Annotated in this window: 11 protein-coding genes and 1 pseudogene; all 12 read right to left on the bottom strand. The window is 53.3% G+C overall.

Translation table 11 applies throughout. From position 1 onward, the window contains the following. Positions 1–69 precede the first annotated feature (69 nt). The 12 genes and pseudogenes from AP057_RS07735 to AP057_RS07680 all read right to left on the bottom strand — a co-directional run bounded on the left by AP057_RS07735 (position 70) and on the right by AP057_RS07680 (position 14,363). Positions 70–618, bottom strand: coding sequence for an outer spore coat protein CotE (locus AP057_RS07735; protein WP_015374452.1), 549 nt, complete (start codon positions 616–618; stop codon positions 70–72). 223 nt (positions 619–841) lie between these two features. Further along, positions 842–1,273: a RicAFT regulatory complex protein RicA family protein gene (locus AP057_RS07730; RefSeq protein WP_033012165.1), complete on the bottom strand. Its 432-nt coding sequence runs from the start codon at positions 1,271–1,273 to the stop codon at positions 842–844. 1 nt (position 1,274) lies between these two features. Beyond that, complete coding sequence (gene miaB / locus AP057_RS07725; protein WP_050368533.1) at positions 1,275–2,846, bottom strand: tRNA (N6-isopentenyl adenosine(37)-C2)-methylthiotransferase MiaB; 1,572 nt, start codon at positions 2,844–2,846, stop codon at positions 1,275–1,277. A gap of 225 nt (positions 2,847–3,071) precedes the next feature. Then, positions 3,072–3,938, bottom strand: coding sequence for a 2-oxoacid:ferredoxin oxidoreductase subunit beta (locus AP057_RS07720; RefSeq protein WP_055358437.1), 867 nt, complete (start codon positions 3,936–3,938; stop codon positions 3,072–3,074). Continuing rightward, positions 3,905–5,677: a 2-oxoacid:acceptor oxidoreductase subunit alpha gene (locus AP057_RS07715; RefSeq protein ID WP_055358436.1), complete on the bottom strand. Its 1,773-nt coding sequence runs from the start codon at positions 5,675–5,677 to the stop codon at positions 3,905–3,907. Before AP057_RS07715 ends, AP057_RS07720 begins: the two co-directional genes overlap by 34 nt. Positions 5,678–6,163: 486 nt before the next feature. Beyond that, a complete protein-coding gene (locus AP057_RS07710; protein WP_033017458.1) occupies positions 6,164–7,087 on the bottom strand; it encodes a dipeptidase in 924 nt (307 codons plus the stop codon). 93 nt (positions 7,088–7,180) lie between these two features. Continuing rightward, positions 7,181–7,441 (bottom strand): stage V sporulation protein SpoVS, encoded by a 261-nt coding sequence (spoVS, locus tag AP057_RS07705; protein ID WP_003251598.1) that lies wholly within the window; start codon positions 7,439–7,441, stop codon positions 7,181–7,183. A 129-nt stretch (positions 7,442–7,570) separates the two neighbouring features. Beyond that, positions 7,571–8,365: a TIGR00282 family metallophosphoesterase gene (locus AP057_RS07700; RefSeq protein ID WP_033017459.1), complete on the bottom strand. Its 795-nt coding sequence runs from the start codon at positions 8,363–8,365 to the stop codon at positions 7,571–7,573. A 188-nt stretch (positions 8,366–8,553) separates the two neighbouring features. Continuing rightward, positions 8,554–10,110, bottom strand: coding sequence for a ribonuclease Y (rny, locus tag AP057_RS07695; protein ID WP_055358435.1), 1,557 nt, complete (start codon positions 10,108–10,110; stop codon positions 8,554–8,556). A 432-nt stretch (positions 10,111–10,542) separates the two neighbouring features. Next, positions 10,543–11,358 carry a recombinase RecA gene (gene recA, locus AP057_RS07690; protein ID WP_230847153.1) on the bottom strand — a complete coding sequence of 272 codons (816 nt, stop codon included), beginning with the start codon at positions 11,356–11,358 and terminating at the stop codon, positions 10,543–10,545. A gap of 1,295 nt (positions 11,359–12,653) precedes the next feature. After that, positions 12,654–12,941 (bottom strand): annotated as a pseudogene (locus AP057_RS07685) (DNA recombination/repair protein RecA); the annotation flags it as partial. 177 nt (positions 12,942–13,118) lie between these two features. After that, positions 13,119–14,363 carry a competence/damage-inducible protein A gene (locus AP057_RS07680; protein ID WP_055358434.1) on the bottom strand — a complete coding sequence of 415 codons (1,245 nt, stop codon included), beginning with the start codon at positions 14,361–14,363 and terminating at the stop codon, positions 13,119–13,121. Positions 14,364–14,380: the final 17 nt, after the last annotated feature.

Below are 14,380 nucleotides of genomic sequence, written 5' to 3'. Positions count from 1 at the left end.
AGGCTCGTTGATTGCGCTACTATTATAACAAGCGGCAAAAGAAAAAACTAGGAAAGAAATTTCCTAGTTTTATTCTTCTTCGCCAAGCAGCAAATCTGGGCTTAAATCTTCTAATTCTTCATCAAGGTCATCCTCGTCGCAAAAATCGTCGTCCTTGCCGCATCCTTCCGGATTGATGGCAACGCACACCTTCGTTTCGCCGATCACTTCGGCGACAAACTCCCGCTCAACATCGACAACGATTTTATTGCCGTTTGGCGAAATCGTGCATTCGAGGCAGTTCGGCTGCTGGATGACGCGGACGATGACATCGGTGTCATCGCTGATTAAATGATCTTTGTCGCGATATTTTAATTTGACGACGTCCGTATACGACACCGTTTCGGTGACGACTTCGGTTTTTGTATTGTGGTTGTACGAATACCAGACGTTGATGTCATAATGGCCGTGAATTTCGACCGTTTTATCGCATTTTTTCGCTTCATAACGGTGGTTGATGATCCAGCAGCCAAGAATGCTTGACGGGCGGTTCGGCGCCGTCACCGTATGGGTCGATTGTGTAAACTTGCGGCCTTTGCCAACAACGGCTTTCGTAATAATTTCTCTGTATTCAGACATCGAACGGAACCCTCCTCAAATGAATCTTCATTTCATCCTATGCGCCATCTCCGCTAATGTGCACAGCAAATGAATCATTATTCCGTATAGTTCATTGTATGCGCCTGCTCCGTTCGATGTGCCTTCTTTTTTGCCGCCAGGCAGCCGCCCGCGGTTTGGGGGAAGGGAGAGCGCGCCCATAAGAAAAAAAGCGCCCCGAAGGACGCTTTTGAGCCGCATGCCATTAATGGCAGCCGCCGTGCTTGTTGTAGCGAAGGGCAGCACCTGTTTCGCCGCGCAGCACATCGCCGCCCGTCGAAGCGAGAATTTCATCGGTCACCGTATTCGAAATCGTCGAGGCGACGAGCTGAAGCAGGTCGTTCACCTCAGCTTGCGACTGCTGGAACTCGCCCACGATCGGAATTTGTTCGAGCTGCTCGTAAATGGCGTCAATTTTGGCCTCGACCTGCTTGAGCGCCTCATGTTTGCCGTAGTGTTGCAAGTTGACGGCTTGTTTTTGCAGCGATTTTAGTTCGTTGATCAATGTGCGCACTTTTTCATTTTGGTGGATTTTTTCCTCCGCTCGTTTGAAAAAGTCGACTTCCTCGGTTTCGGCGATCATTTTCGCCAACTGCTTCGCCTGCGCCAGCACTTCATCCCGCGTATATTTCGCCATATCAGTTCACCTCGATCGCTTCATTCACGAATTCGCCCGTCAGCGTCCACGTTTTCGCTTCTGTAATGCGCACGTTGACCAATTGGCCAATGAGCGATTTGGGGCCGACGAAGTGGACGAGCTTGTTTTTGCGTGTGTAGCCGGCCAGCACGTCCGGGTTCGTTTTGCTTTCGCCTTCGACGAGCACTTCGACGACTTGGCCTTCGTATTGCTTCATTTTCTTGGCCGCGATTTCTTGAACAAGGTCGTTGAGCCGCTTGAGCCGCTCTTTTTTCACTTCCATCGGCACGTTGTCCTTCATGTTCGCCGCCGGCGTGCCTTCGCGCGGCGAGTAAATGAACGTATACGCTGAATCAAACTCCACTTCGCGGTAAAGCGACAGCGTTTCTTCAAACTGCTCGTCCGTCTCGTTCGGGAAGCCGACGATGATGTCCGTCGTCAACGCGACGTCCGGAATGGCGGCTTTAATTTTGCGGACGAGCTCCAAGTACTCCTCGCGCGTATATTTGCGGCCCATCATTTTTAAAATTTCTGTGCTGCCCGATTGCACCGGCAGATGGATATGCTCAACCAAGTTGCCGCGTTTGGCGAGCACTTCGATGAGCCGGTCGTCAAAGTCGCGCGGATGGCTCGTTGTGAAGCGGATGCGGGCAATGTCAATTTTGCGCAGCTCATCCATTAAATCGCCAAGGCCGTACTGGATGTCGGTGAAGTCTTTCCCGTAAGCGTTGACGTTTTGCCCAAGCAGCGTGATTTCTTTATAGCCTTGGGCGGCGAGCTGGCGCACTTCTTGGATGATGTCTTCCGGACGGCGGCTTCGCTCCTTGCCGCGCGTATACGGAACGATGCAATACGTGCAAAACTTGTCACAGCCGTACATAATATTGACCCATGCTTTAATGCGGCCTTTTCGCGCTTTCGGCAAGTTTTCGACAACGTCGCCTTCTTTCGACCACACCTCGACAACCATTTCTTTTGACATATATGCTTCATGCAAAATGTAAGGAAGTCGATGGATGTTGTGCGTGCCGAAAATCATATCAACATATTGGTATTGCTTTAAAATTTTATTAACGACCGCTTCTTCTTGCGACATACAGCCGCACACGCCAAGAAGCAAGTCCGGATTGGTCGTTTTGAGCGGCTTTAAGTAGCCGAGCTCGCCGAACACTTTGTTTTCCGCGTTTTCACGGATCGCGCACGTGTTGAGCAAAATGACGTTTGCCTCTTCCGGACGGTCGGTCGGCTCATAGCCGAGCGCCATGAAAATGCCGGCCATCACTTCCGTATCATGTTCGTTCATCTGGCAGCCGTATGTGCGGATGTAAAACTTCCGCCCGCGCCCCATGCCGCGGAACTCGTCCGGAATCGCAAAGTCTTTTACATATTGAACTTCCTCTTTGCCGCGCTTTTTCGCTTCTTTCAAATTCGGCGGCAAAAACACTTTCGTGAAATATTTCTCGTAGTCTTTCGTCGTTTTTTCCTTCAGCCGGTCCAAGGCGGATTTTCTGTCCGCTGGATGGCTTGCCGTCTCAATTTGCGCTGTTTGTTCCAACCGTTGTTTTTCGTTCATCGCAATCTCCTTTCCTCATTCGTAATAATGTAGATCGCAGGCGCTTTGTTGGCCGCCCGCCTTCCTCGCAAATTTCTTCCATCACACACTACCATAGTATAGCGTCAACCGTCATGAAACACAATGGGATTTATTCCGGATGTCCGGAACACGTCATGATAACAAAAAACGCCCGATGAGGCAAGCCCCCCATCGAGTGTGAATCACTTCCAATCTTTCTATATGTTACATAAACTCTGCTACAAGCTCGGCAAACTTTTCTTTGCTCAATTTCAAATCGGCTTCAGTAAGCGGTGTATCACGGTAGCCCGGGACGAGTTCTTGGTATGATTTTTGCTCTTTATTTTGGTAAATGAGCCCGGTGACAAGCCCGTCGTATTTCATCACCGTCTGCATCGCCATCGCCCGGTCGGACGGGTCGTACCCTTCAATGTCGCTCACTTTCACCAGCCGCTCTTTAAACCATTCGTACGTGTTGACTTTATTGTACGTGACGCACGGGCTGAAGACGTTAATGAGGGAAAATCCTTTATGTTTGATGCCTTCTTCAATTAAGCTTGTCAACTCTTTTAGGTCGCTTGAAAAGCTTTGCGCCACAAACGTCGCTCCGGCGCTTAACGCGATTTCAAGCGGCGACAACGCCGGCTCGATCGACCCTTGCGGCGTACTTTTCGTTTGAAACCCGGTGGCGCTGCGAGGCGATGTTTGGCCTTTTGTCAGCCCGTAAATTTGGTTGTCCATGACGATATACGTGATGTCAATGTTGCGGCGAATGGCATGAACCGTATGCCCCATGCCGATCGCAAACCCATCACCGTCGCCGCCGGCGGCGATGACCGTCAAGTTGCGGTTCGCCATTTTCACCCCTTGGGCGAGCGGCAAGGCGCGGCCGTGCGTGCCGTGAAACCCATAGGAATGAATGTAGCCGGAAATGCGGCCGGAGCAGCCGATCCCGGAAATGACAGCGAGTTGGTGCGGCTCCAAACCGAGGTTGGCAGCGGCGCGCTGAATGGCGGCCTGAACGGAAAAGTCGCCGCAGCCCGGACACCAGTTTGGCTTCACGTCATTGCGGAAATCTTTAAAGGTGGCCATTGTGCTAACAACTCCTTGCATTTAGTATAGACATCGCCCGGCAAAAACGGATTGCCGTCAAATTTCAAGACGCTGGCGATTTTGTCCGCATGCCCGACATGCATTTTCAACAAGCTTGCCAATTGCCCGGTCGCGTTTTGCTCAACGACGACGACCCGCTTCGCTTTTTCGACAAGCGGCCGCACGTCGTCAACCGGGAACGGATGAAGCAGGCGGATGTGCGCATGGTTGACTTTAACACCGTCCTGCTCGAGGCGTTCGATCGCTTCCTCAATCGCTCCGCGCGTCGATAAAAAGCCAACAAGGAGCAAATCCGGTTCTTCGTGGCGGAGTTGTTTGTGCACCGGCGTCGGGAAGTGGATGTGCTCGAGTTTGCGCAGCCGCTTTTCCATTTGCGTCCGGCGGTTCGCTGCCGTTTCCGACGGGCGGCCCGTTTCGGCATGCTCGACCCCGGTGACGTGGTGGATGCCGTGTTTCGTTCCCGGCAGCACCCGCGGCGAAATGCCGTCCGGCGTCACCTCATATCGTTTGAAGTTGTCTTTGCCCGGAAGCGGCGGCAATTCCTCGCTGACGAGTTTGCCGCGGCGAATCTCGATCCGGTCGTAATCAAGCGGCTCGACCGTTTGTTTGCCGAGCGACAGCTGCAAATCCGACAAGAAAATGACCGGACACTGATATTCTTCAGCCAAGTTGAACGCTTCTGCCATGTCATAAAACGCTTCTTCAACCGTGCTTGGCGCCATGACGATTTTCGGGATTTCCCCGTGCGTGCCGTAAATCATCGCAAGCAAGTCCGATTGTTCTTGCTTCGTCGGCAAGCCGGTGCTCGGGCCGCCGCGCTGCGTGTCAACCACAACAAGCGGCGTTTCTGTCATTCCGGCTAAGCCGATCGCTTCAGCCATGAGCGACAGACCCGGACCAGCGGAAGCGGTGAACGCCCGGGCGCCGGCGTAGTTGGCGCCGATCGCCATCGTGCAGGCGGCGATTTCGTCTTCTGTTTGGATGACCGTGCCGCCGAGATCCGGAAGCTTTTTAATTAAATACTCCATAATTTCCGAGGCGGGGGTGATCGGATACGCCGCCATAAAGCGCGCCCCGCCGGCCAAGGCGCCCAAGGCGATCGCGTCGTTGCCGATCATGAACATCCGCTGTTTGCCGTCCGCTTTTGCCAGTTTCATAGGTTCGACGCGCCCGCCCAACAGCTCTTTCATATATTCGGCTCCGGCGCGGATCGCTTCCATGTTTTTCTCGACGACTTGCGCCCCTTTGCGGCCAAACGTGTCGGCGACAACGCTTTCGAACACGGCCGGATCCAATCCGAGCACTGCACTCGTCGCGCCGATGGCAACCATGTTTTTCATGAGCGAGTTGCCAAGGCTTGTGGCGATATCAGTAAACGGAACGGCATAAAGGACGACCCCTTCCCGCTCCGGAATGACCGGATTGAACTTGGCGTCCGCCATGACGATGCCGCCGCTGTGCAGCTCGTGAAAGTTGAAGTCAATCGTCTCTTGGTCGAACGCCACCAAGATGTCCAAATCGTCTGCGACCGCCCGCACCGGCTTCGTGCTGACGCGGATTTTGTTGTTCGTATGACCCCCTTTGATGCGTGAAGAAAAATGACGGTATCCATATAAGTAATATCCGAGGCGGTTCAGCGCTGTGGAAAAAATTTCTCCTGTACTTTCAATTCCTTCCCCTTGCTGGCCGCCCACCTTCCATGACAGCTGTTCGATCATGCTTACACCCCTTCATATTCACTCCAGCCTTTCGCTACTATTGTACCACTTTTCTGACAAGGAAACTATCATTTTGAACGCCTTTTTCAGCCGGCACCGCGGATGCCCTGTCTTCTATATAGACTCCCATGACAAAAAAATTTCGTCACCATCGGAAGGATGAAAAGACCTCTATGTTGAATTTTACAACTTTACACATTTTGGAGTTCGGGTATTTTCAGGATAGATGCAACGAAGAAGTTTAACATATCCTTGACGGAAAAGCGGTTTGTCCATTTTCGACTGTCGAAGGCAAGCCTATGGCTTGCCCCGTCACGCCAAGGCGTGACGGAAGACCGAACAACCACCTGCTTCACAGACCCATATATGGGTCTGTAAAGCGGCGTTGTTCGGTCGCCTGACAGTCGATAAAAGCTGCAAATGGTAAATCTTCAAATTGCATCTATATATTTTAGGATACGCAGATCCGATACTCCGTGATATTCGTCACTCCGGTAAATGGGCGTAGAAGTTGCCGAATAAAAAGCGGGATGCTTGTTCGGCGGAGTAATGCTTGTACAACTCATTGACGAGCTGGTCGTATTGCTTCACCGTTTCAAGACCGGAAACCGTTTCCGTAATGCCGTCAAAGTCGGAGCCGAACCCGACGTTGTTTTCCCCTCCGAGCGCACATACATGGTCAAGATGGCGAAGCACATCGGCGATCGTTGCTCTCCGTTTGTCCTTCGTTAAAAAGTACGGGACAAAATTGATGCCAATCATCCCGTCTTTTTCAATCAGCGCTTTCAGCTGCTCGTCCGTCAGATTGCGCGGATGCGGGCAGAGGCGATGGGCGTTCGAATGAGAAGCGATCGGAAAACAGGCTGTTTCGATCACATCCCAAAACGCTCTTTCCGACAAATGGGACACATCGACCCACCGCTTTGTTTCATTGAGCAGCTCGACGACTTGCCGGCCAAACGCGGTCAAGCCGGCGCCGCGCTTCTCCCACGCCCCGTCGGCGACGGCGTTTGGAAAGTTCCACGTCAGGCCGACAGAAGCGACGCCGAGGCGAAGAAGCGTCTTTAACTTGACAAGGTTGGCACCGATGGCGTCGCATCCTTCGAGCGTCAACATCGCGCCAATTTCCCCTTCTTTCAGTGCGGCGATATCCTGCTTCGTCCGCACAAACTTGACGGACGGGAACGCCTCGACGATGCGGGCAAAGAAAATGTCCACCATCTCCAATGCCGCTGTGAACCGGGCTTCTTCCGGCACGGTTTCCGGCACGTAAATGGCAAAACATTGCACTTTTATTCCCGCTTCCGCCATGCCAGAAAAGGTGACATGAAGCGGCGCCCCATCGTGAAACGACAACGACCGGTCTTGCCATAGCTTCATGAGCGCATCACAGTGGACATCGAAAATCATTCGTTTTCCCCCTTAAAAAAGCAAAAATAACCTGCCTGCCTTCTACAGCGAAGGCGCCAACAGGTTATATTTTACCATTGACTCATCATCGAGTTAACGAGGTTCGACGATTAATTTAATGGCGGTCCGCTCTTCTCCGTCAATAATAATATCGGTAAACGCCGGAATGCAAATCAAGTCCATGCCGCTTGGTGCCACAAACCCTCGTGCGATCGCTACTGCCTTAACGGCTTGGTTCAATGCACCTGCACCGATCGCCTGAATTTCCGCCGCGCCGCGCTCGCGCAGCACCCCGGCAAGTGCACCGGCTACAGAGTTCGGATTCGACTTTGCTGAAACTTTTAATATTTCCATTTCTAGCTCCTCCCTCGTCCCCTTGAAAAATAGATTACGGTAAAATGTCTTCACTGTAACTATATTCACTGTTTCGACAACTATTCCTGCTGAGGAGAAGCTTGTTTTTAAAATTTTTTAAAGAAACGATTATTCAAAATATGGGTGGTCGTCATTAATGATCAACCGTTCAATGCCAAGCGCACGCCCGCTTTTTCCATCAACATCGACAAGCACCGCGTTCAGCTGGCTTCGTCCTTCCTTGACGCCGAACCGGACCGGCAGTCCGGTTAAAAATTTGCGCAGCACCGCGTCGCGGTCAACCCCTAAAATGCCGTCATACGGGCCGGTCATGCCGACATCGGTAATGTACGCCGTACCCTTCGGCAAAATGCGATTGTCCGCCGTCTGAACGTGCGTATGCGTGCCGATGACGGCCGACACGCGCCCATCCAAGTGCCAGCCCATCGCCTGTTTTTCGCTTGTCGCCTCAGCGTGAAAATCAACAATGATGACCGACGTGCGCGTCGAGGCAGCGGCAATCAATTCATCCGCTTTTTGAAACGGACAGTCAATCGCCGGCAAAAACGTCCGCCCTTGCAAGTTGATGACCGCCGCCTCCCCTTGCTCGGTCGGCACGTAGACGATGCCTTTTCCCGGTGTGCCGGGCGGATAGTTCGCCGGGCGGATGAGCGCCTTCGCCTGATCGATGAATTCAAAAATATCACGCTTGTCCCACGCATGGTTGCCTAATGTCACAACATGGGCTCCTTGGGCCAAAAACGCCCGGTAAATCGGCTCGGTGATCCCTTTCCCGCCGGCGGCATTTTCACCGTTGATGATGACGATATCGGGACGGTGTTTTTCTTTTAATTTCGGCAAATAATGCTCGACCATTTTTTGCCCTGGCGAACCGACGACATCGCCGATAAATAAGATTCTCATGATCGATCCCTTTCTAATCAAAAAAATATGGCGCTTCGCTTCAAAGGTGGCGCGGATCCATTGTACTTTCTCATTTTACGCACAAAAAACATCCATGAGTAAGCTTTTACTCGCCACCCAAGCATGAAAATAACCGCTCATGGATTCATTATTTTCAAAGAAAAATAAAGTGGCAATAGGATGCCACTTTATTTCGCATATTCGACCGCGCGCGTTTCACGGATGACGGTCACTTTAATATGGCCCGGGTAGTCGAGCTCTTCTTCAATCCGTTTGCGGATGTCACGCGCCAACCGGTGCGCTTCCAAATCGTCGATCATATCCGGCTTGACCATGATGCGCACTTCGCGGCCGGCCTGGATGGCGTACGATTTTTCCACGCCTTCGTACGATTCCGCAATTTCCTCCAGTTTCTCTAAGCGGCGAATATAGTTTTCCAGCGTCTCACTACGCGCTCCCGGCCGCGCTGCGGAGAGCGCATCCGCCGCCGCCACAAGCACCGCGATGACCGATGTCGGCTCGGTGTCGCCATGGTGGGAGGCGATGCTGTTGATGACAACGGGATGTTCTTTGTACTTCGTCGCCAGCTCGACGCCGATCTCCACGTGGCTGCCTTCAACCTCATGGTCGATCGCCTTGCCGATATCATGAAGCAAGCCGGCCCGGCGCGCCAACATTTCGTCTTCTCCGAGTTCGGCCGCCATCAGTCCGGCTAAAAACGCCACTTCCACCGAATGTTTCAAGACGTTTTGTCCGTAGCTCGTCCGGAACTTCAGCCGCCCTAAAATTTTGATCAAATCCGGATGCAAGCCATGGACGCCGACTTCAAACGTCGTCTGCTCACCGACTTCGCGAATGTGCTCATCGACTTCGCGGCGCGCCTTTTCCACCATTTCTTCAATGCGCGCCGGGTGGATGCGTCCGTCTTGCACAAGCTTGTCTAACGCGATGCGCGCCGTTTCGCGGCGAATCGGATCAAATCCGGACAAAATCACCGCTTCCGGCGTATCATCGATAATTAAATCGATGCCAGTCAGCGTCTCAAGCGTGCGAATGTTCCGCCCTTCGCGCCCGATGATCCGCCCTTTCATTTCATCGTTTGGCAAGTTGACGACGGACACCGTTGTTTCGGCGACATGGTCGGCGGCACAGCGCTGGATGGCCAGCGACAAAATCGCTTTCGCCCGCTTGTCCGCTTCCTCTTTCGCCCGCGTTTCCGCCTCTTTGATCATCATGGCAATCTCATGGGACAGTTCTTTTTCAACGCGTTCCAAAATGAGCTGGCGCGCATCGTCGCGCGTCAGGCCGGAAATGCGTTCGAGTTCGGTTTGTTGCTGCTTCACGAGCGCTTCCACTTTGCTTTCCATTTGTTCAATATGCTGTTGTCTTTCGTTTAACGCTTCTTCCTTCGCTTCAAGCAGCGCCTCGCGTTTGTTGAGCGCTTCATCTTTGCGATCGAGGTTTTCCTCCTTTTGCATCAAGCGGTTTTCTTGTTTTTGGAGCTCGCTTCTCCGGTCGCGGATTTCGCGCTCCGCTTCCGTCCGCAATTTATGAATCTCGTCTTTCGCTTCGAGAAGCGCCTCTTTTTTCAAGGCGTCCGCCTCGCGTCTCGCCTCTTCAATCAGCTGCTCGGCAGCTGCTTTCGCGCCACCGATTTTCGCTTCGGCAATCGATTTGCGAACAAAAAAGCCAACAACGGCACCAATGACTAAGGCAAGCAAAGCGGAGATGATGATCGAACCCATCGTTTCACCTCCTCTTGCTGTTTCGTTTTCCCTTGCGCCTTCTTCGCGCCATCGTCCGACGCAGATGGACATTCCCGTTTTCAACCCATTGGCTTGGTCGTTTGCCTGGCCATTTCCACGCGCCCCCGCATCCAAGCAGTACGCCGCTGCGGGCGGTCACGCGACCCTGCCGTGTACATGGATAAATATACATGTTCATTGTAAAGGCGGCGGTAGGAATTGTCAAGATATTACACAGGAGCCCTTCTTAAGCCGCGACACACAGAGCGTTCTGCTCTTCCTCTTCTTTTTGGCAAAATGCGAAAAGAAACAGAACCGCCTGCAAGTTAGTCGGGCGTCCTCCGGCATATCCTGCAAAGGGACGTGAATGGCCGTTCCGTTTCGGCAGCTAGGAAAAAGGCGCCCCAGTCATGCCAGGACGCCTTCCGTCTGTTATTCCTCAAGCAGCCCAAATTCGTCTTGCATCGGTTCGCCGCCTGCTTCGCCATCATCGATGCCGTAATGTTTGCGGATGGCGCGGGCGATTTCTTCGGCGATATGCGGGTTTTCTTTCAAAAATTGTTTTGCATTCTCCCGCCCTTGGCCGAGCCGTTCGTCTTTGTACGAATACCATGAGCCGCTTTTTTGCACAATGTCAAGTTCAGACGCCATATCGATGATTTCCCCTTCGCGGGAAATGCCCTCGCCGTACATAATGTCGACGTCAGCCGTTTTAAACGGCGGCGCGACTTTGTTTTTGACGACTTTGATTTTCGTCTTGTTGCCGACCATATCATTGCCTTGCTTGATTTGCTCGGCGCGACGAACCTCTAGGCGGACGGAAGCGTAAAACTTGAGCGCCCGCCCGCCCGGCGTCGTTTCCGGATTGCCAAACATGACGCCGACTTTTTCGCGAATTTGGTTGATGAAGATGGCGATCGTTTTTGACTTGTTAATGGCGCCGGACAGCTTGCGAAGCGCCTGGGACATAAGCCGCGCTTGCAAGCCGACATGGGCGTCGCCCATCTCCCCTTCAATTTCCGCTTTCGGCACAAGCGCCGCCACCGAGTCGATGACGATAATATCGACCGCGCCGCTTCGCACGAGCGCTTCCGCGATTTCGAGCGCCTGCTCGCCCGTGTCAGGCTGGGAAAGCAGCAATTCATCGATATTGACCCCTAATTTTTGTGCATAGATGGGGTCGAGCGATAGCGATAGGTAATAGTCACCCTCGGCATTACCCGGAGGGGCTATTTTCCCCCGCTTCACACCGTGCGTGCGAGTTTCCCCGCACACGGCGTTCCATCGAGTACCCCGGTTACTAATCCGCTCTAGACTTTACTATATAGACTCCCATGACAAAAAAATTTCGTCACCATCGGAAGGATGAAAAGACCTCTATGTTGAATTTTACAACTTTACACATTTTGGAGTTCGGGTATTTTCAGGATAGATGCAATTTGAAGATTTCCCATTTGCAGCTTTTATCGACTGTCAGGCGACCGAACAACGCCGCTTCACAGACCCATATATGGGTCTGTGAAGCAGGTGGTTGTTCGGTCTTCCGTCACGCCTTGGCGTGACGGAGAAGTCTAGGGCTTGCCTTCGACAGTCGAAAATGGACAAACCGCTTTTCCGTCAAGGATATGTTAAACTTCTTCGTTGCATCTATATAGTGTACGCACTTTCTGTATTCCTCGAGTTTACTTATTGTGTAATGGCGTACATCTTGTCTTGTAGGTCGCGGAATTCCTGCTCCGACCTAGGAATGATTAGTTCTTGAAACGTTTGGTTGATAGTATCAAATCCTTTCTAGCGGATTTGTACCATACACGTTTTTAGTCAGTTTTGCTCACCGAAACCCTTACGGATTTCCTCACGGCTTCCTAATCATTGTCTGGGTTAGTAACCTAGGGTACTCGACTATGCCCCTTCGCTCCGCAGGAGTTACCCTGCTTCATCACTACTACGGGCTGCTGCCCCACCCCTTCAGCAGTCATTTCCTCCTGCTTAGCGGCATCGGGATGCGCATCCCTTGGCATCCGCTGGGGTGGTTCACCTGTACCGCATCACCTATCCTTGCATGCTCCCTTAGGCTCCACCTCTGACCCGTCAGCCGCCTTTCTACCCATGGTTGGAGGGCTCAAGGCAAAGATCCTCTACGGGATCAATCCAGACTCGGCAAACACGAATACCTCATCCAGGGCTGAACCTCACTTAGGAGGTGAGCGCCTTCTTTTTTCGGCGCCCCACGCCTTACGAGCCGTACTTCCGGTGGTTCGTTCCAACGCTATGCGTTCTCTAGCCATAGGAGCTTTATGGACCCCCGGCTACTTCGCTAACCGCTTCTCAGGTCTGCTTTTCGCCGTCCTCTCCGAGCTTCGTACAGTCATGTTGCGCACCATGACCGCACGTCGGGGTATTAGGGCGGGAATGCCAACCTTCATTCCCGTCTCGGATTTTCACCGAGCTCTCGGTGATGCAGTTAGGACCTACTCATGCTCAGTCCCGCTGACTTTTCGCACGGCGTTTCCGCCATACTTCAGTCAGCAACAGGTCGCACCGTGCTCTGCGTCGATGAAAGCTGCTTGCCCGCCCCGCTTTTGCACTTCAGCGATCGCGTGAAGGGCAACGGTCGTTTTCCCGGACGATTCCGGGCCGTAAATTTCCACAATCCGCCCGCGCGGATAGCCGCCGACGCCTAACGCGATGTCGAGCGCTAGCGAACCGCTCGGCACGACCGACACTTTGCGGTCGACTTGCTCGCCGAGCTTCATGATGGCCCCCTTGCCAAACTGTCGTTCAATTTGTTTTAATGCCTGCTCCAATGCAGCTTGACGATCTTGGTTCACTAACCTACTCCTCCTTATTCTAGGACTACTTATACTATACCGCGTTTTGCGGCCATTGCCAAGCAAAAAACGAACGTCCATTCGTTTTTTCGGTGGAGAAACTAGCAACAATCGCCATACTCATGCGGTGGAAAAAACGATGTGCGGTGGAGAATGGAGAAGGAAGGGGGAGGCCGATCAGCAGTCGGCCGCGAGCATCTCAAGCAGAAAAAAACAGCCGTATTTGGCGGTGCGGATGCGAATGGCATCACGCGTGCCGGATAAGGTGAGGCGGTGGACGACGGTGTCGCGCCCGCGCATGGCGATGCCGACATACACGGTGCCCGGCGGATGGCCCTCAAGCGGATCGGGGCCGGCGACGCCGGTGAAGCTGATGCCGATATCCGCATCGCACATCGTGCGCACGTTCTCAGCGAGCAGGCGTGCGCACGGTTCGCTTACCGCTCCGTCCGTCTCCAGCAGCGGCCGCGGCACGCCAAGGATGTGTTCTTTTACGCCGTTTGTGTAACAGACAACGCCGCCGCGCACAGCAGCCGACGCCCCCGGCACAGCTGTCAGCTCTTCAAGGAACATGCCTCCAGTCAAGCTTTCCGCTGCAGCGATTGTCCATCCTCTTTCTTTTAACCGTGCCAATGTCTTTGTAAACAGCGTTTCATCATTATACCCGTAACAATAACGGCCGACGCGCGTCAAAATGGCGGCTTCCGCCTCGTCGAGCAGCCGCTTGGCTTTCGCCTGATCCCGATGTTTCGCCGTCAGACGGAGCGTTACCTCACCGTCGTTTGCAAGCGGGGCGATCGTCGGGTTCGACTGGGCGTCGATCAAGTCGGCGATCGCCGTCTCGAGCGCCGACTCGCCGATGCCGAAAAAGCGGAGGACGCGCGACTCGATGCGCTCGGAAAGCGAAAACGTACGGCGCAAAAAGGCGTTTCCGTATTTTTTGAACATCGGCCGCATTTCTTTCGGCGGCCCGGGCAGCAGCATGTACGTAATGCCGTCTGCCACAAGCGCCATCCCTGGCGCCATGCCGTGCTCGTTTTTCAGCACCGTCGATCCTTCCAAGACGAGCGCCTGCTTTTTATTGTTTTCTGTCATCGGCCGGTTTGTGCGGGCAAAATACACCTCAATCGCTCGGAGCGCTTCCTCGTCGATCACGAGCCGGCGGCCAAGCAAACGGGCGATCGTCTCCTTCGTCAAATCGTCTTTCGTCGGGCCGAGGCCGCCGGTGAAAATGATGAGGTTCGCTCTCGTTTGCGCCGTTTTCACCGCCTGCTCAAGGCGGTCGGCGTTGTCGCCGACGACGGTATGGAAATAGACGTTAATGCCAAACATCGCCAGCTGCTGCGACAAAAACTGGGCGTTCGTATTGGCGATTTGCCCAAGCAACAGCTCAGAGCCAACAGCAATGATCTCCGCGTTCAACAGACTTTTCTCCCCCT

The organism is Geobacillus sp. Sah69 (genome assembly GCF_001414205.1).
GTDB lineage: Bacteria > Bacillota > Bacilli > Bacillales > Anoxybacillaceae > Geobacillus > Geobacillus stearothermophilus.
The sequence above is the reverse complement of the archived record's forward strand: the minus strand, read 5'-3'. Positions and strand labels throughout refer to the sequence as shown.